The 19367-nt window shown below is 32.4% G+C and carries 15 protein-coding genes; 8 read left to right on the top strand and 7 right to left on the bottom strand.

Translation table 11 applies throughout. The annotated features are described in order from the left end of the window. The first annotated feature begins 83 nt into the window (after positions 1–83). Together B5X64_RS07505 and B5X64_RS07500 are read left to right on the top strand one after the other, a co-directional pair. Entirely contained in the window at positions 84–368 is a 285-nt protein-coding gene (locus B5X64_RS07505) for a FoF1 ATP synthase subunit delta/epsilon (protein WP_066676671.1), read from the top strand. Positions 369–447: 79 nt separating this feature from the next. Then, complete coding sequence (locus B5X64_RS07500; RefSeq protein WP_079464639.1) at positions 448–1278, top strand: hypothetical protein; 831 nt, start codon at positions 448–450, stop codon at positions 1276–1278. A gap of 334 nt (positions 1279–1612) precedes the next feature. On the opposite strand, the gene B5X64_RS07495 is transcribed toward B5X64_RS07500, so the two are convergent. From B5X64_RS07495 to B5X64_RS07485, 3 genes are all read right to left on the bottom strand, one after another. Next, complete coding sequence (locus B5X64_RS07495; RefSeq protein WP_079464638.1) at positions 1613–3808, bottom strand: B12-binding domain-containing radical SAM protein; 2196 nt, start codon at positions 3806–3808, stop codon at positions 1613–1615. 115 nt (positions 3809–3923) lie between these two features. After that, the gene (locus B5X64_RS07490; protein WP_079464637.1) at positions 3924–5186 is read right to left on the bottom strand and encodes an aminotransferase class I/II-fold pyridoxal phosphate-dependent enzyme; all 1263 of its coding nucleotides are present in this window, start codon (positions 5184–5186) and stop codon (positions 3924–3926) included. Between the two features lie 74 nt (positions 5187–5260). Next, positions 5261–6298, bottom strand: a complete 1038-nt coding sequence (locus B5X64_RS07485) for a PLP-dependent cysteine synthase family protein (protein ID WP_066676628.1) — start codon at positions 6296–6298, stop codon at positions 5261–5263. A gap of 223 nt (positions 6299–6521) precedes the next feature. On the opposite strand from B5X64_RS07485, the gene B5X64_RS07480 reads away from it, so the two are divergent. From B5X64_RS07480 to B5X64_RS07455, 6 genes are all read left to right on the top strand, one after another. Then, positions 6522–10007 carry a glycosyltransferase family 117 protein gene (locus B5X64_RS07480; protein WP_079464636.1) on the top strand — a complete coding sequence of 1162 codons (3486 nt, stop codon included), beginning with the start codon at positions 6522–6524 and terminating at the stop codon, positions 10005–10007. Positions 10008–10098: 91 nt separating this feature from the next. Then, the gene (locus B5X64_RS07475) at positions 10099–11586 is read left to right on the top strand and encodes an LTA synthase family protein (RefSeq protein ID WP_079464635.1); all 1488 of its coding nucleotides are present in this window, start codon (positions 10099–10101) and stop codon (positions 11584–11586) included. Positions 11587–11665: 79 nt separating this feature from the next. After that, a complete protein-coding gene (locus B5X64_RS07470) occupies positions 11666–12190 on the top strand; it encodes a DUF1697 domain-containing protein (RefSeq protein ID WP_079464634.1) in 525 nt (174 codons plus the stop codon). 160 nt (positions 12191–12350) lie between these two features. Further along, the gene (gene kdsA, locus B5X64_RS07465; protein WP_079464633.1) at positions 12351–13160 is read left to right on the top strand and encodes a 3-deoxy-8-phosphooctulonate synthase; all 810 of its coding nucleotides are present in this window, start codon (positions 12351–12353) and stop codon (positions 13158–13160) included. A gap of 43 nt (positions 13161–13203) precedes the next feature. Beyond that, complete coding sequence (locus B5X64_RS07460; protein ID WP_079464632.1) at positions 13204–15432, top strand: TonB-dependent receptor plug domain-containing protein; 2229 nt, start codon at positions 13204–13206, stop codon at positions 15430–15432. Between the two features lie 111 nt (positions 15433–15543). Further along, positions 15544–16017: a DUF3347 domain-containing protein gene (locus B5X64_RS07455; RefSeq protein WP_079464631.1), complete on the top strand. Its 474-nt coding sequence runs from the start codon at positions 15544–15546 to the stop codon at positions 16015–16017. A gap of 32 nt (positions 16018–16049) precedes the next feature. On the opposite strand, the gene B5X64_RS07450 is transcribed toward B5X64_RS07455, so the two are convergent. The 4 genes from B5X64_RS07450 to B5X64_RS23180 form a co-directional block, all read right to left on the bottom strand. Further along, positions 16050–17168 (bottom strand): FAD-dependent monooxygenase, encoded by a 1119-nt coding sequence (locus B5X64_RS07450; RefSeq protein WP_079464630.1) that lies wholly within the window; start codon positions 17166–17168, stop codon positions 16050–16052. Between the two features lie 96 nt (positions 17169–17264). Beyond that, positions 17265–17858: a hypothetical protein gene (locus B5X64_RS07445; protein WP_079464629.1), complete on the bottom strand. Its 594-nt coding sequence runs from the start codon at positions 17856–17858 to the stop codon at positions 17265–17267. Between the two features lie 234 nt (positions 17859–18092). Continuing rightward, positions 18093–18959: a sigma-70 family RNA polymerase sigma factor gene (locus B5X64_RS07440; RefSeq protein ID WP_034757900.1), complete on the bottom strand. Its 867-nt coding sequence runs from the start codon at positions 18957–18959 to the stop codon at positions 18093–18095. A 204-nt stretch (positions 18960–19163) separates the two neighbouring features. Further along, positions 19164–19295, bottom strand: coding sequence for a hypothetical protein (locus B5X64_RS23180; RefSeq protein WP_262707280.1), 132 nt, complete (start codon positions 19293–19295; stop codon positions 19164–19166). Positions 19296–19367 lie beyond the last annotated feature (72 nt).

Below are 19367 nucleotides of genomic sequence, written 5' to 3'. Positions count from 1 at the left end.
AGATTTTTAGACCTGAGATGAGAGACAGTTTTTGTCAAAAATCTTTTAATCTTCAATCTTTTAATCTTTTAATCTAAATTAAAATGAATATAAAAATTTTAACACCAGAATACGTAGTTTTTGAAGGAGAAGTAGACTCAGTATTGCTGCCTGGGAAAAATGGTGAATTTCACCTTATGAAAAACCACGCAGGAATTGTTTCTTCATTATCTGGCGGTAAAGTAAAGCTTTTTACAAAATCTGTAGGGGAGGCTTATGCTAATAATTTTACCAAAGAAAATGAAAATCAAAGCGAGTTTTTCTCTTACCCTATCAAAAGCGGTGTTGTAGAATTTAATAATGAAAAAGGAATTATCCTTTGCGAATAATTAAAATCGAAGCTAAATATATTTTCAAAAAAGTGTAACTTTGGTTACACTTTTTTTATGCTTTGTAAAATCTGATTTTATGAAACAAAGTTTAATCATGTTCTTTACAGTTTTGGGCTTCATTCTAAATGCTCAAATTATTAAAACGAAAAGAGGCATTGTTAGTTTAGACGGAATTCATGTTGCAAAAATCGCCAGTAAATCTGGGGAATATACTTTTATGGATCTAAAGGAAACTCCTATTTTCACGATGGAGTTTATTGATAAAAGCGTAGTAGATTCTGTAAGAGACAGCTATATAAAGCTTAATCGTGTCTATAATCGCGATAAAACTTTAGATATGGACTATATTTCTCCGTCGGCATTTTCGGGAGATGAAAAATCTGCAGTTTATACTTCAATTAAAGCTTTGAAAATTATTGATGATAGAGGAATTAATGTGAAAAATCTAGATGAGCTTTTCAAAAATATGCCCAAACGTAAGCTGGATACAAAAACAAAAGAAGCTTATAGTATACGATCTAAAATTGACAGATTAAATATTACAGTCAACAATGTAGGTGAAATTTTAAGTAATGGTGTTCCTGTTGGGTATTTCACCAATTTACCCGTAAGTTTTGGTTCTGAAGATACTATTTCGGATAAAACATTTATAGATATTGAAATTTATGATGCTAAAAGTAAATTAATAGGCAGATACAGTACCACCACAAAAAGAATTACCACAGCAGGTGGTAAAGTTTTTACTTTGTACAGAGAAATGTCTGGCAGGGCTTCTATCTTGAAATTTCCCACTTATAAAGCTCTTGCCGAGAGAATGGCAATTTTAGATCCTAATTTTATTAAAGTTCAGGACAAGATAATTGTTGGTGAAGTAATAAAAGATGGGGTTGAAAAAGACAAAAAATAAAGTTTAATTAGCTTCTAGCCAAAACAAAAAAATCCTGAAAATTATTTTCAGGATTTTTTATTTTAAAGCTTGTATTTCCATATTAATCTAAACAATAATTTTTTAAATACTTATCTGCAATCTCTAATATTTTATAATTTTTGTATTTTTTGCTAAGTGTAAGCTTGAAAACGGTTAGATTTTAATATCCTTTGTTTGCCTTTGCGTTAAATTATGTGTTACGAGTAAAAATGATTATCTATTTTTTAATATTAATACGAAGATTCTTTCGGGATGACAAATTGATGTTTATTTTCTATACAATAAAAATTTTTGGACAAAAATTATTCAAAATTTACAAACTCAAAATAATTCCGTTTTCTTTTAGCTGTTGTATTGGTTTTGAAAACCAGAACAATTCAAAATCTTCAAAGTTTTCTTCAAAATTAACCTTCAGTTGCTGAAGCGTAATGCGTTTCGGATTTTCAAAAGTATTTTCAAAAATGATTTTTATCAGCCAATCTGCTTTTTCCTGCTCTAATTCTATCTTAACAATGTTGGTTCGTAAATGGAACGTAATGCTGGTGTACGTCCATGAGTTGTGTTTTTTTGTTTTTATGTAATTCTCAGCGATTACGTTTTTCGCTAAAAATACAATTTTAGAATTTCCTTTAAAACTAAATTGATCTTCATCTAATAAACAATCATGAACATAGTCAGGATGAACGGTTGTTTTTGGAATTTTAAAATCAAACCAATCCTGCAGAGGAATTTCAAAATTAATTCCGTGCATGAAATTGAACAGTGATTTTTTCAACCCAAAACTAAATTTGCTGTGATCGATTCCGGTTTTATCTGTAAAATCAATATCGTTATTGGCAAACTTAATTTCCTGCTTAATTGGAGTAACTCCGAATTCTTCAGGATTTTGTCCGACCGGAGAATGTGCCGTCATTGCAAACTGATGCCAAAAACCACTCTGTAAAATTCCCATTTCAAAAAGCTGACGAACCATTTCCAAAGAATCTACAGTTTCCTGAATGGTTTGAGTAGGGTAGCCGTACATCAAATAGGCATGAACCATAATTCCTGCCTCAGTAAAATTTTTGGTAACTTTTGCCACCTGATCTACAGAAACTCCTTTGTCGATTAACTTTAGCAATCGGTCACTTGCAACTTCAAGACCGCCCGAAACCGCAACGCAACCCGAAAGTTTTAAAAGAAAACATAGATCCTGAGTGAAACTTTTTTCAAAACGAATATTTGTCCACCAGGTTACAACCAAATTTCTTCGTAAAATTTCCAAAGCAACTTCTCGCATCAGAGCGGGAGGAGCAGCTTCGTCTACAAAATGAAATCCGGTTTCACCGGTTGTTTTAATTAATTCTTCCATTCTGTCAACCAAAATTTTGGCAGAAATGGGTTCATAAATTTTTATGTAATCTAAAGAAATATCACAGAAAGTACATTTTCCCCAATAGCAACCATGTGCCATTGTCAATTTATTCCATCTTCCGTCGCTCCATAAACTGTGCATCGGATTGGCAATTTCAATGACAGAAATATATTTATCTAATTGTAAATCAGTATAATCCGGAGTTCCTATTTCCGATTGTTTGTAATCGTGCTTGGTAGAATTATTTTTGTAAGTAACTTCTTGGTTTTCAATTAAAAAAGTTCTTTTGAATCGAGATTCTTCGCTTCGCTCAGAATGACAAACGTTTTCATACACCAACTCAAGAGGAACTTCACCATCATCTAAAGTGATGAAATCGAAAAATTCAAAAACTCTTTCATCTTTAATTTCTCTTAATTCAGTATTCGGAAAACCACCACCCATCGCAGTTTTAATGTGAGGATAATTTTCTTTTATAAATTTTGCAGATCGAAAAGCAGAATACAAATTTCCAGGAAAAGGAATTGAAAAGCACACCAATTTTGGCTGAACTGATTCTAATTTTTCATGGAGAATTTTTAAAGTAAAATCATCAATAAATGTCTGACTGTCATTTAATTTCGAATATAATTCATCAAAAGAATTGGCAGATTTTCCTAATCTTTCGGCATATCTGCTGAAACCAAAATCAGAATCTACATTTTCAACAATATAATCAGATAAATCTTCTAAATATAATGTAGCCAAATGTTTAGCTTTATCCTGAAGACCCATATTTCCGAAAGCAAATTCCATATCATCAAGCTGATTGAATCGGGAAGCTTCGGGAAGAAAATTCATCGAACAAATCTGCCTTGCCAAAGTAGGATTTTTATTCTGAAGAAATAAAATAACCTGATCTATTGTTTTTAAATATTCATCTCTTAAAGCAAAAATCCGCTGTGAGTTTTCTGAAATATTCTGTAGATCAATTTCAGTATCAAATATTTTTTGAATTCCATCTCTTGAAAATAACTCCAAGATCACTTCTATCCCCAAATCGATTTGATAGCTTGAAATATTTTTAGTATTAAGAAAACCTTTAATATAAGCTGTCGCCGGATAAGGAGTGTTGAGTTGCGTAAAAGGAGGAGTGATGAGAAGAAGATCTTTCAAAAGGAATTTTTTACAAAGTTATTTTAAATCTTTAAGATTTTTCAGATGAATTTGTTTTGAAAAAAACCGCTAGAAAATTCTAACGGTTCTATATATATATTTAAACGAAATCAAATTACATTTGTTTGTACTCGATGTTCATTTGTTTTTCCATTTCGGCATATTCTCCAGATTCTAATTTTTCTTTGATGCCTTCAAAAGCAGCTAAAGTTTCATTAATTTCTGAATCTGTGTGTGAAGCAGTAGGAATTAATCTCAATAAAATCATTCCTTTTGGAATTACAGGATATACTACAACTGAAGTAAATACACCGTAATTTTCTCTTAAATCTTTTGCTAAAAGTGTAGCTTCAATTGTCGTTCCTTTTATGAAAACTGGCGTTACACAAGTATTAGTGTTTCCAAGATTGAAACCTCTTTCTTTTAATCCGTTTTGAAGTTTAGTTACGTTTTCCCATAATTTATCTTTAATTTCTGGGCGCGTTCTTAATAATTCTAATCTTTTTAAACCTCCAATTACCATTGGCATTGTTAAAGATTTTGCGAAAATCTGAGAACGAAGATTGTATTTTAAAAATCTAATAATATTTTCATCCGCAGAAAGAAATGCTCCGAAACCAGCCATAGATTTAGTAAACGTTGAGAAGTAAACATCGATCTGATCTTGACATCCTTGCTCTTCACCAGCTCCAGCTCCGGTTTTACCTAAAGTTCCGAAACCGTGTGCATCATCAACCAAAAGTCTGAAATTGAATTTAGATTTTAAATCACAAATTTCTTTTAGTTTCCCCTGCATTCCTCTCATTCCGAAAACTCCTTCAGTAATCACTAAGATCCCTCCGCCGTTTTCTTCAGCCACTTTGGTTGCTCTCGCTAAGTTTTTCTCTAAACTCTCGATGTCATTATGTTTGAAAGTAAAACTTTTTCCCATGTGAAGACGAACTCCATCTACGATACAAGCGTGAGAATCTGCATCATAAACGATAACATCATGTCTTGTTACCAAAGCATCAATACATGAAACCATCCCTTGATAACCGAAATTTAGAAGATAAGCTGCATCTTTTTGAGTAAATTCGGCCAATTCTTTTTCTAATTGTTGATGTTGCTGAGTTTCTCCAGACATCGCTCTTGCACCCATCGGATAAAACATTCCGAATTCTGCAGCCGCTTTTGCATCCGCTTCTAAAACTTCAGGATGATTACACAATCCTAAATAATCGTTAGCGCTCCAAAAAATTACATCTTTACCTTGAAATTTCATTCTCGGGCCAATTGGACCTTCAAGTTTTGGGAATACAAAATATCCTTCTGCGTAATCTGCAAACTGACCTAGTGGGCCTGGATTTTGTTTTATTCTTTCAAAAATATCTACCATTGTATGAGTATGTTTTATGTAAAAAAGCCCTTTGTAATTTACTAAAAGGCTTAATTTGTATTAATTTATTCTTGTTATTTGATGAATTCTGTTTTGAAAACTTCATCATAGTTATGGAAACAGTTATTAATAAAACCTTGTTCCTCCATCCATTTATCACTGTATACTTTTGTAATATAACGTGAGCCGTGATCCGGATAAATCATCACCACAAAGTCATTTTCAGTTAGCTCATGAGACTGTGCATATTGCATTAATCCCTGAGTAACAGCTCCTGTTGTATAACCGCCCATGATGGCTTCTTTCAAAGCAAGTTCACGGGTTCTGTAAGCCGACATTTCGTCATTTACTCTCACAAATTCATCTACTTTATCAAATAAAAGAGCAGAAGGAATTAAATTTTTTCCCATTCCTTCAATTTGGTAAGGATGTACATCTTCTTTGTGAATTTTACCGGTTTCATGGAAACTCTTCAAAATAGATCCGTCTGCATCAACACCGATAATTTTAATATCTGGATTTTTCTCTTTTAAGAATTTTGCAGAACCAGATAAAGTTCCACCAGTTCCTGTACATGCAAAAAGGTGAGTGATTTTACCTTCAGTCTGTTCCCAAATTTCAGGACCTGTGGTCTGATAGTGGGCATCAATATTCAGTTCATTAAAATACTGATTGATATAAACGGAATTGGGGGTTTCTGCAGCAATTCTTTTTGCTACTTCATAATACGATCTCGGGTCATTCGCAGGTACATTCGCAGGACATATATATACTGTAGCACCAAGAGCTTTCAGATAAGCTATTTTTTCAGCTTTTGTTTTATCACTTACGGCAAGAATACATTTGTATCCTTTGATGATGCAAACCATTGCAAGTGAAAAACCTGTATTTCCGGAAGTAGTTTCTACAACTACTGAATCTTCCTTTAATAAACCTTTTTTCTCAGCGTTTTCAATAATATGAAGTGCGATTCTATCTTTTGTGGAATGTCCAGGATTATATGATTCTAACTTGGCATAAATTTTTGCAGGAATTTCTTTAGTCACTGTATTAAGTTTCACTAAAGGAGTGTTCCCAATCAAGCCAAGAATATTATCGTAAACATTACTCATTATTTGTTATTTTTCAAATAAAAATCTGACCGCAAAAATACAAAAAAATAAATAATTCTTAAACTTTTACTCAATTATAAGTTCGCTATTTGTATAAATAGGTGATTTATTTTTGCTTGCAGCCTACCGAACTACACAAAAACCACGCCATAATTTTTAAATTTTGTTAAAATTAATTTAAACTAATCTAAAAACCTTATTTTCGCATAATTGATTTTATACTATGAAAAACTGGACTTTTAGGCAATGGAATACCCTTCTCGGATGGGTGACTTTCGTTATTGCATTTTTCACGTACTTATCAACTATGGAACCCAATTTTAGTTTTTGGGATTGTGGTGAGTACATTTCTTCAGCAGTAAAATTAGAAGTAACGCATGCTCCCGGAGCTGCTTTATTTCAGATTGTGGGAGCAGTAGCTGCCATTTTTGCTTTTGGTAAAGGTGAAAATTACTCTATTGTTATCAACGGAATGTCGGCATTATTCAGTGCATTTACAATTTTGTTTTTGTTCTGGACGATTACTCATTTTGTAAGAAGACTTCTCAACAAAGATTTTGAAGAAATTACAAAACATCAGGAGATTTCTATTCTTTTTGCAGGACTTATCGGTGCTTTGTGTTTTACCTTTTCTGATACGTTTTGGTTTTCAGCAGTGGAAGGAGAAGTATACTCGATGACATCGATGTTTATTGCTCTTCTGGTTTGGTTGATTACGAAATGGGAAAACGAATATCTTGAGAAAGACAATGAAAGATGGATTATTTTAATCTTCTTTATTTTGGGGCTTTCTGTAGGAGTTCACATGATGGGAATGCTTGCTATTCCTGCTGTATGTTTAGTTTACTACGCAAGAAACTATACATTTACCTGGAAAAACTTCATTTTTGCAAACTTGATTACTTTAGGAATTTTAATTCTTGTATTTAAAATTATCTTCCCTGTAATCATGTCTTTATTTGGAAAACTTGAAATCTTCTTTGTAAATGGTTTAGGATTACCTTTCCACTCTGGAACAATTGCTGGCTTTATCATAATGGTAGCGCTTTGCTATTTCCTTATAAAATATGCAAGACAGTCTAAGAAAAATATTTTTCAAACGGTAGCCTTATCTATAGTTTATATGATTATTGGTTTCTCTTGTTGGATGGTAATTCCAATCAGAGCCAATGCTAATCCGCCAATGAACCTGAATGATCCGGATACTGCAATTGGTATGCTTGATTATTACAACAGAGAACAATATGGAGACTGGCCTACAATTTATGGTCAAAACTATACTGCTTTCCTGGATGCAAACGGAATTCAGAAAAACGAAGACGGTAGTTTTAAAACTAAAAAGACCGGAGAAGTTTACGAAAAAGACGAAAAAACAGGTACTTACAGAAAAACGAGTGAGCGTTTTAATTATATTTTTGATAAGTCTCATGTGAGCTTAATGCCAAGAATGTTCAACGATGATAAAGATGTAATGTCAAATTACATTTCTATGTACGGCGCACCGGATTTTAAATTTAATTATGCAAATGAAGATGTGGCAGACAGCCCGGAAGCAAAACAAATTTTCGACGAACTGAGAGCGAAATATGAAGACGGAACGATTACCGCATCAGATTATTTAAAAGTAAGACCTTATAATTTAATCACGGTTCAAAAGCCTTCTTTGGCTCAGAATATGGATTATTTTATTTCATTCCAAAATGGATATTATTTCTTGAGATATTTGATGTGGAACTATGTTGGAAGACAGAATGACCTTGAAGGAAACAGCGAAAACACAAAAGGAAACTGGATTTCAGGAATTGCACCAATCGATAATGCTCTTTGGGGAAATCAGGATGCGATGCCTGCAAAATTCAAAAATGAAAGTACAGTAGCATTTTTCTTCTTACCATTATTATTAGGTATTTTAGGATGTTATTTCCAGTTTAACAGAGATTTTGGAAGATTTTATGCAATATTATCTTTATTTATTTTAACAAGTGTCGGAATTATTTTCTATACCGGAGTAAAACCTTTCGAACCGAGAGAAAGAGATTATGCAATGGTTGGTTCGTTCTATGCTTTCGCTATTTGGATTGGTCTGGGAGCCGGAGGAATTTTATGGTATTTACAGTCTAAAGTAAAGTCGAACGCAGCAAATATAGGCTTCGGAGTTATTTTGTTAGGAGTTCCATTTATGATGGGTTTCCAAAACTATAATGTACACGACAGAAGCAACAGATATACAGCATACGATTATTCTTATTCAGTATTAAAATCATTACCAAAAGAAGATATTTTATTTGTTTACGGTGATAATGATACTTATCCGGTTTGGGCAATGCAGGAGACAGAGAGATTCCGTGATGATGTGAAAGTGGTTAATTTTACTTTACTATCAACTCCTTGGAATATTGATCAAGTAAAAAGAAAAACCTATAATTCTAATCCTATTCCTAGTCAGCTTAATCATGAAGATTACAGAGATGGTGTGAATGACCAGATTTATCTAATGAAAAAGAATGATTGGAAAAATATCATCGCTAATCTACAAGAAGCTGGGGCTCCAGAAAGTGCAATAGCGCCGTTCCAGAAATATTTGGTTCAGGATTCTATGACTTTGAAAGAGGCAATGAATTTTATTAAAATGAAATCTCCTGAAAAAGATGAAGTTTTAAAAATGATTTTTGGTGAGGAGCGTTACGAAAAATATAATTTCCTTCCGGTAAATAAATTTGTAATTCCTGTAAACAAAGCAAACGCGGTGAAAGCAGGAATCATCAATGCTTCAGACCTTCCTAATACGGTAGATCAGATTGTGGTTGATTATAAATCAGGAACTTTATACAAAAATAACCTGATGATGTTTGATATTTTGGCAAACTTCGATTGGAAACGTCCGATTAATTTCTCTTCAGGAGGTGTTTATGAAAGCGAAAATATTTTCTTCTTAGACGAATATCTTCAATTTGACGGTTTCAGCTACAGATTGGTTCCGATTCATACGCCAAGAAGTAGTGACGGAGAAATGGGAAGAGTAGATGCAAACTCATTATATAATGTTGTGAAAAACTACAGATGGGGTAATTTCAAAGACTTGAAGGTTCATTTTGATGAAACGGCAACTTCAAATATTATGAGCTACAGAAGTTCTGCAAGCAGAGCAGCTGCAGCTTTAGCATTATCTGGTCAGAAAGCAAAAGCTTTAGAATTATTAGATCTTGCATCAAAAGAAATTCCTGCAGAAAAATATAATGATCCTCGTTCTTTAAGTTCAATGGTTTACGGATATATCGTTGCAGGACAAGAAGAGAAAGGCTTGAAACTGGCTGAAATTCTTAAAAAAGGAATTTTTGAAGAATATGATTATTATTTATCTTTAAGTCCTTCTGAGCAGAGATTCGCAGGAAGACCAATGAGATCAAAACCTATGGAATATTCATTAGTTGTAACCTCAGTAACCGATGCTTATAAAAAATTAGGACAACCTGAGAAAGCTTACAATTATCTTGTGAAATCTATTGAGCCTGTTGATAAGAAATTTAATGTATTCATTAAAGACCTTCAGCAAATGGGCAAAGAAAAAGCAATGAAAGAATCTGAAAAAGTACAGAAAATAACGCCATTTTATCAATATTTATTTGATATAATGGAGCCGTTTGATTCTACTTATGCTAAAGAAAAAGAAGATCAGATTACCAGCGCAATTATTAAAGCAACACAATAAAATAAATACTTAAAACGGAACTTCGGTTCCGTTTTTTTTATGTTGATATTCCTGAAATTTAGAATTATCTTTGTGTAACTAAAAAAACGCAATGGCTGAATCTCAAAACAAGAATCTCCCAATCTACGCCGTATTTTTTGCAATTATTGCAAAACTTTATTTTTTACTCACGCACCACATTCAGGAGGATGCATTTATCACTTGGCGGGTTGCTCAAAATCTCATGGATTATGGAGTGATCGGCTTTAATGGTGCCACTAAAATTTCGGCTTCTACAACGCATTTGTACGTTTTTGTATCCTATATTTTCAATATTATTTTCGGAAAAGAGAATTTTATAGAGCCTTTGCTTATTTTCAATACCATACTTTTTACGATTGGAAGCTTATTTCTGTCACATCTTTTATTTAAAAACAATTGGCATAAAGCAATTTTCATCTTTTTATTTGGGATTTTACCTCCTTCAATAAAGATTTCAATCCTCGGAATGGAATATGGAATTCTGTTTTTCCTTGAAATGGCTTTGCTTTATTATGGCTTTAAAAAAGAGAAAAAATGGGCTTTTATTTTACTTCCTATTTTAATATTATTCACAAGAATCGATACTGTCATTTTTCTCGGAATTGTTTTTTTAGTTGATATTTTTTGGAACAAAAAACTCCGATGGAATTATATTTTAGGTGGAATTTTAGGAATTGCTATATGTGTTTCTTTCAACTGGTTTTATTTTGGTGAGTGGGTGAATAATACGATTGTAGCAAAAAAACTAGCGTATGATCAAGTATTTACTCTACAGCAAAATATAGAATATTTCAGATTAAATTATGGGAACTTTTGGGGAATGCTGAAATTACCTGGAGATTTTAATCCGATTACTATTGTGATTGCTCTTTTTGAGCTTCTTTGTTTTATTTATTTAATAAGACAGCGCGAAAAAAGAAACTATTTTCTTTGGATTATTTTTCTGTTTGCGTGGACAAAACAAATTGTTTTTCTTTCGCAAAAAAGTTTATTCGACTGGTATTATTGGGTTCCGCAGATCTTACTTTTTGTTCCTGTCTTGATCTTTATTTTAGAGCAGAAAGTGAAAAGAAACCTCTGGCTGACTTTATTGATTCTCATTTATATCTTACCGATGGTAGCTTTTCAAACTGTACATTCTATTGCAACAGGAAATGGCGAATGGAACTATAGAAGATCAATCGGATTGTTTTTAAATGTTTATGAAAAAGATAAAAAACAGTGGATTTTATTAGAACCAGCTGGTTATGTTCCTTATTTTTCAGGCTTAAAAACGATTGATGAAGTCGGATTGGTTGATAAACAAATTCAGGAAGAAATAAAAAAAGATAAACCCAATTATTGGTTAAACACCGTTAAACACAGAAAACCGAAATATTTACTTTCTTACAATAATCTTTTTGAAGGCAAAGATGCAGAATATTATAAAACACATTACCGTCTTTTGAATGAATTCAGAATAAAAAATCATCTGAAAAGTGAATATTCTATTTTAGAAAAAATTTATAAGCTGAAACCTTCAGGAACAGATTATAACTTATATGAAAAGGTAAAATAACTTATATTAAAGTAAAAAGTAAAAAGTAATTTTGAACTCTAAAACTCTAAAACTCTAAAACTCTAAAACTTTAAAACTTATGCAATACTGTGCTTTTCTCCGTGGCGTTAACGTAAAAGGAACCAACATGAAAATGGCAGAAGTCTGCAAAGTTTTCAATGATGCAGGAATGGAAAATGTAAGCTCGGTTTTAGCTTCGGGAAATATTATTTTCAGTTCAGATAAAAATATAAGTGATCTTAAAACAATTCTCGAAAAAGCAATGTCTGAATATTTTAATTATGAAGCATTTCTGTTTGTAAAAACAGCAGAAGAAACAGAGTTGTATTGGACTAAAAATCCTTTTGAAAAGAATGAAAATTTCCATACATACGCTTTTGTAGGAAGCGAAAATGTAGAGAATGTATTAATGAATGAGTTTGAAAATGCTTCAAAATCTGAAAACGAAAAATCAGAAATTGTCAATAATATCTTTTATTGGCAGGTTTCAAAAGGAAATACATTAGATTCCAGCTTTGGAAAAGTTTTAGGTAAAAAAAGTCTGAAAGATCAATTTACCAGCAGAAATATTAATACTTTTGAGAAGATTCTTAAGAAAATTTAATACTTTTTCTTGTCATTGCGAGAAACGAAGCAATCTTTAATTTTTATTTTTAAAAATAATTTTTAATCCTAAAAATCGTTTACAGGTTAAGTCTATAAATAATTTCCAATTATAAAACTTTCTCAGTATTTTTACTGAACTTTTAATTTAAATAAAAATAATGATTCAACATTTAGATAACATACAGCACAAAGATTCAAAAAACTTTTTCTTAATTGCAGGACCATGCATTATCGAAGGCGAAGACATGGCATTAAGAATTGCTGAAAAAGTAATTGAGCTGACCAATAAATATAATATTCCTTATATTTTTAAAGGAAGTTTTAAAAAAGCCAACCGTAGTAGAGTAGATTCTTTCACAACAATTGGCGAAGAAAGATCTTTGGAAATTCTTAAAAAAGTAGGAGAGACGTTCAATATTCCTACAACAACAGATATTCACGAAAACGAGCACGCTGCTTTGGCGGCACAATATGTTGATGTGCTTCAGATTCCTGCGTTTTTAGTTCGTCAAACAGATCTTTTGGTAGCTGCAGCTGAAACAGGAAAGTGTGTTACTTTGAAAAAAGGGCAATTTCTTTCTCCGGAATCAATGAAGTTTGCCGTTCAGAAAATTACTGATTCAAATAATCAAAAAGTAGCAATTATAGAAAGAGGAAATTCTTTTGGATATACCGATTTAATCGTTGATTACAGAGGAATTCCTACGATGAGAGAATATGCTCCGGTAATTCTGGATGTTACGCATTCTTTACAGCAGCCTAATCAAAGTTCAGGAGTTACAGGTGGAAGACCTGATCTTATCGAAACGATTGCTAAAGCAGGAATTGTTGTGGGTGCAGACGGACTCTTTATAGAAACTCATCCTACTCCAGAAACGGCGCTTTCTGATGGGGCAAACATGCTAAGATTAGATTTATTGGAAGATTTATTACAAAAACTCACAAGAGTTAGAGAATCTATACTATAATTGTTAAAAAATACTTAATTTTAGAAATTATAAATAATTCCTTTTGAAAAAACTAGTTTTACCACTAAGCCTTATGGTACCTGTCTTGGTATTCTCACAAGCAAGAAAAAGAGATACTACGACCATAAGGGTTACCAATATTGAGGAAGTTGTTTTCCAGAAAAAAGTTACCGGGAGAACCAACGATGTTACCGCAGTAAGAATTTCAGCTAAAGATGCCAAAAATGTCGCAAGTATTTCTGGCGGTGTAGAAGGAATGCTAAAAACACTTCCGTCGGTAAACTCAAACACCGAGCTTTCTTCACAATACATGGTGCGTGGTGGAAACTATGACGAAAATCTTATCTACATTAATGATATTGAAATTTACAGACCTTTCCTAATCAGAAATTCTCAGCAGGAAGGTTTAAGTATCATCAATCCGGATATGGTTTCTGCAGTTAACTTTTCTGCAGGAGGTTTTGAACCTAGATATGGTGATAAAATGTCTTCTGCTTTAAATATTTATTATCGTGAACCTAAAAAGTTTGAACTTTCCGGTGAAGCGAGTTTAATTGGTGGAAGATTGACTACAGGTTTTGCATCAGGAAAAGAAGATGAAAACGGAAACAGAAAATTTACGGCTTTATTTTCCGGAAGATATAGAAATACCAATCTGGTTCTGAATACTTTAAATGAAGACACCGATTTTAATCCAACATATTATGATTTTCAGTCGTATCTGAATTATCATGTAACCAGCAAACTTTCACTTTCATTCATCGGATATTATTCTAAGAATGATTATGAAATGGTTCCTAAAGAACGAAGCGTAGATTTTGGAACGATAAATCAGCCGATTAATCTATCTGTTTTTTATAACGGTAAAGAAAATGACCAGTATAAAAATATGATGGGTACAGTTTCAGCCAACTATAAACCGTCTGATAAATGGAGATTTACACTCGATAGCTTCTCTTATCAAAATCGTGAAAGAGAATATTATTCTATTGCATCAAGCTATATTCTGCAGACTTTTGATCCTATTACGGGAACTCCGATCACGTCTTATGATGTTGGAGGACAAATTGAGCATGCAAGAAATGATCTTTTTGTAAGAACGTATGGAACACAATTCAGAACCCGTTTTTCACCGAATGTGAATACCGATATCGAGTTAGGTTTTAAATATGAAAAAGAAAATCTTCGAGATTTAACCAACGAATGGAAGTTAGTAGACTCTTCGGGTTACAGCATTCCGCATCCAGTTGATGATCCTAGGTTTCCAGATGCTTCAGATTTAGATTTATTTTACAGTATTTCTGGAGCTAATCATATTCAGCCAACAAGATTATCGGCTTATGCACAGTATTCTCAGAAGTTTTACTGGGGTGCAAGTAAAGTTTTGGTAAATGGTGGAGCCAGAGTTGCACACTGGAGTTTCAATGACGAGACTATTTTCTCGCCAAGAGCTCAGTTTGCAATAAAACCAGACTGGAATACAGAAATGTGGTTCAGACTTTCAGGAGGTGTGTATTATCAAGCTCCTTTTTATAAAGAAATTAAAGATCTGAATGGTAATTTTAATCCTAATATAAAATCTCAACGATCTATTCAGGCAATTTTAGCTAATGAAACTGAGTTTGAGTTTGAAAACAGACCATTTAAATTAACCACAGAATTATATTATAAAAAAATGGATAATGTAATTCCGTATTATATGGATAATGTGAGAATTCGTTATTCGGGACAAAATAATGCTTCAGGTTACGCTTACGGAATTGATACAAGATTATTTGGTGAATTTGTTCCCGGTGTAGATTCTTGGCTTTCTGCAAGTTATGCAAGAGTTTTTGAAAATATTGACGGAAGAGGAAATATTCCGAGACCGACAGATCAGAGATTCAGATTTGCAATGTTTTATCAGGATTATATGCCAAAATTCCCACAAATGCGTGTAAACCTTACCTTAACATATGCGATGGGATTACCAAACGGAGCGCCGGTTTTCACAGATCCTTATCAGTATCAAAAAACTTTACCTTCTTATAAAAGGGTAGATTTGGGGCTTTCATATGCGTTTGTAGATGCTGAAGCAAAAAAACAAACCTATGGTTTCTTGAGTAATTTTGATGAATTAACTTTAGGTGTTCAGGTTTTCAACGCATTTAATATCAATAATACAATTGCCAACCAATGGATTACCGATGCGAATAGTAGTATCATGTATCCGGTTCCGGTACGTCTGACTGGAAGATTTTTTAATGTAAAGCTTGAATTTAAGCTTAAATAAAATATATAAAAGTTTTTTGCCACGAATACACGAATTTTATATTTAAATTAATTTGTTAAAAATTATTCGTGCATTCGTGGCATTTAAAAAAACATAATTTGTGAAATTAAAATGAAAAAATACATCATCACTTTTCTGTTTTCAGTATTTACCGTTTTATCTGTAACTGCACAGTCGAAAACGAATCCTCAATTATCAAAACTATATCAGAATTACATTTCTGTAAAATCTGCTTTGGCTTCGGATGATTTTAAGAAAACTTCAGTTGCAGCAGGAGAATTTCTTAAAACTGTATCTTCAATAAATTCAAAATCTTTAGATGAGAAAAAATTGAATTCTTTAAAATCTGATGCAAAAATAATTTCTTTTGCAAAAAATATCGATGCACAAAGAAAACCGTTTTACAGATTATCTGATGTGATGATTGCTGTGGCTAAAGAAAACAAGATCTCTGATAAAACCATTTTTGTACAATATTGCCCTATGGCTGAAGGGAGTTGGCTGAGTAACGAAAAACAAATTATCAATCCTTACTACGGAAGCTCAATGCTTAAATGCGGCTCAGTAAAGTCTGAAATAAAATAATAAAAAAAGAAACTCAAAGCGAGTTTCTTTTTTTATATCTCCAGTTTTAAAATCTTTTCTACCATTTTCTGATTAATACTTTCAGGAATAGAGCGCATCAAAAAATTCCGGATTTGATTTCCTTTTTCCCACTGAGAAATTTTACCGATTGTCCAGCTATTTTTAACGATCGTATCAACTTTTTTTCTTCTGATTTTCTGAAACTCTTCAAAGACTGAATTAAAATCTCTATTTCTTTCTAACAATTTTCCAATCACATAAGCATCTTCAATTGATTGACAAGCGCCTTGTCCCATATTTGGAGTGGTTGCGTGAGCTGCATCACCAATCAAACAAAGATTTTCAGCATACCATTTCGGAATAGGAGTGAGATCTATGATATTATTTAGAATAATATTTTCCGGTTTTGTTGCTTCTAAAATTTGCAAAACCAATGAGTCAAAATCTTTGAAGGTTTCAATTAAATCAAGGTTTTCTCTGAATTTATTTTCATTCACCAAAGCGTACCAATAGACTTTTTGCTCTGAAATTTTTACAAAACCAAAACGTTTTCCTTTTCCCCAGATTTCCAAAGCATGATGATTGTATTTTTCGGGAAGTTCAAGGTCGGTTAAACCACGCCAACATTTTTGTCCGGCATTTCGAATGTTTCCAGTTTTAAAGATCTGGTTCCTGATCTTAGAATGAATTCCATCGGCTCCAAAAACAATTTTACTTTCTGTTGTAAAACCATTTTCAAATTCTAAAAGATAATTTTCTTTCTTATTAATTTCAAATAAAGAATGATTGAGTTTTATATTTTCAAGACCTAAATTTTCAGCTAAAATATTCTGAAGTTCAGCCCTGTGAATGGCAACATTGCAAGAATTGAATTTCTTTTCTAAAGCTAAAACATTCGTTGTAGAAATAGTTTTCAGCTTTTCATCCGTAATAGATATTCCGTGAATTCTATTTCCTGCATTTTCAATTTTCTCTTTTAAACCCAATTTGCCAAAAATTTGCATCGCATTCACAGCCATCATAATTCCTGCTCCGACAGGTTTTATTTCCGGAGCAGATTCATAAATGATAAAATCTAAATGTTGCTGTTTTAGAATATTTCCTAACGTTAAACCTCCGATTCCGGCCCCGATGATTGAAAATTGATTCATTTAATGATTTTAGTTTTGTTTTTAAAATTGATAAGCCACGAATACACGAATAATTTTAAATACAATTAGAAAAATTTGTTGATTTGTGGCAAATATTTACTTCAAATTTTTCAATTCATTCAACAATTGATTTTGCTTGTTGATGAAATTATTTAAGCTGTCCGTTTTCAAAGGATGAGCATTTTGGTATTTTTCAATTTCGGGAAGTGTTTTTTTAATTTTAAAAATCGTGTGTTGATTCTCAATTATGCTTTTATTTTGATTAATTTTTATAATTAAATCTTTGATTTTCTGTGTTTTTAAATCATATTTTTCAGAACTAAATTTAATTTCTCTTTCAATTTCTTTTTTCATCAAAGAATCATTGATAGATCTTGTTAATTGTTTTGCATCATCATAATAACTATCAGACTTATAAATTATTTTTTCATATTCAGAAATTGTAGATTGAGTTTCAGTTCTTACTTTTTCAATTCTTTGTTCCAAATCCTGTAAATTTTTGTCGTTTTTGAGAAGTTCAGAATAAATTTCAAGCACCATATTTCCTTTCCCACGTCCACTTTTTAATGAATTTGAAACCGATGATTCTACATTATCAACCGCATTATTTTCTAAAGGATTTGTTTCTGATTTTTTTGAACAGGAAACTATTAATAAAAATAGAGTAGAGGCAATAAGTATTTTTTTCATATTTGTTTGTTTTTATTGGATTTGTCATTTCGACGATAGGAGAAATCTTTTAAAATTAAATTAAATCTTAACGGTTTAAAATATTGAGATTCTTCACTCCACTACGCTTCGTTCTGAATGACAAACTTGATGGTTGATTTATTATTTTAATGAGTTGAAGATACTCAAAAAATAGGTACAAAAAAACGGAGCTTGAAAAATCAAACTCCGCTTAATAATTATGTAAACTAAAAATTATTTACCTAAATAAGATTTCAAAATCTTACTTCTTGTATTGTGTTTCAGTCTTTTAATTGCTTTTTCTTTAATCTGACGAACTCTTTCTCTGGTAAGATCAAAAGTTTCTCCGATTTCCTCCAAAGTCATTGGATGTTTTCCGTTTAATCCGAAATACAATCTTACCAAATCAGCCTCTCTCGGAGTTAAAGTGTTTAATGCTCTTTCAATTTCAATTTGAAGAGATTCAAGCATCAAATCTTTATCCGGGCTTGGAGATTCTCCAGAACGTAAAACGTCATAAAGGTTAGAATCTTCACCTTCTACCAAAGGCGCATCCATAGACAAATGTCTTCCGGAGTTTTTCATAGATTCTTTGATATCTTCCTCGCTCATGTCAAGAACTTCAGCCAATTCTTCCGGAGAAGGTGGTCTTTCATTTTCCTGCTCAAGGTGAGCGTAAGCTTTGTTGATTTTGTTAATCGATCCGATTTTGTTCAAAGGCAATCTTACAATTCTCGACTGCTCTGCCAAAGCCTGTAAAATCGACTGACGAATCCACCAAACCGCATAAGAGATAAATTTGAAACCTCTGGTTTCGTCATATCTTTTTGCAGCTTTCATCAATCCTAAATTACCTTCATTAATTAAATCGGGCAAAGAAAGACCTTGGTTTTGGTACTGCTTCGATACAGAAACTACGAAACGAAGGTTGGCTTTGATCAATTTTTCCAATGCGACTCTGTCGCCTGCGCGGATTTTTTGTGCCAGATCTACCTCTTCGTCTGCTGTAATTAGTTCTACTTTACCAATTTCCTGCAAATACTTGTCTAGTGAAGCGGTTTCCCTGTTGGTAACCTGCTTGGTTATTTTTAATTGTCTCATTTATTGTATTCTCAAAAATAGAGTTGCTATTATATTATACGTTCGAAATATTAAAAAGGTTACACAGGTTACAATTATTTTTTATTTAATTAAAACGATGTTGAGAATTTAGTTGTAAATTATTACCCTTTGTATTTAGAAATAAAAAATTATAGGATTTTCAAAAAAATGAATCTGAAATTTTTTATAAAGAGCTTTTCCCCGCTATCCACTGTATCTTTTTGGTAACGGTCTCCACTTCGTTCCGTCCGCCACCAAAAAGGATGTCGTTTCTATCGGGGCTATGGTTGTAGTCATAAATTCAATATTCGAAAAAACATCCATATAGTTTGCCATCCTGAAAGGATCTACGCTTGAATGCTTCCATTCTTTTCTAATACTATATTGAGATGCTTTGACTCCGTCGAA

The organism is Chryseobacterium balustinum, assembly GCF_900168205.1.
Classification (GTDB): Bacteria; Bacteroidota; Bacteroidia; order Flavobacteriales; family Weeksellaceae; genus Chryseobacterium; species Chryseobacterium balustinum.
The sequence above is the reverse complement of the archived record's forward strand: the minus strand, read 5'-3'. Positions and strand labels throughout refer to the sequence as shown.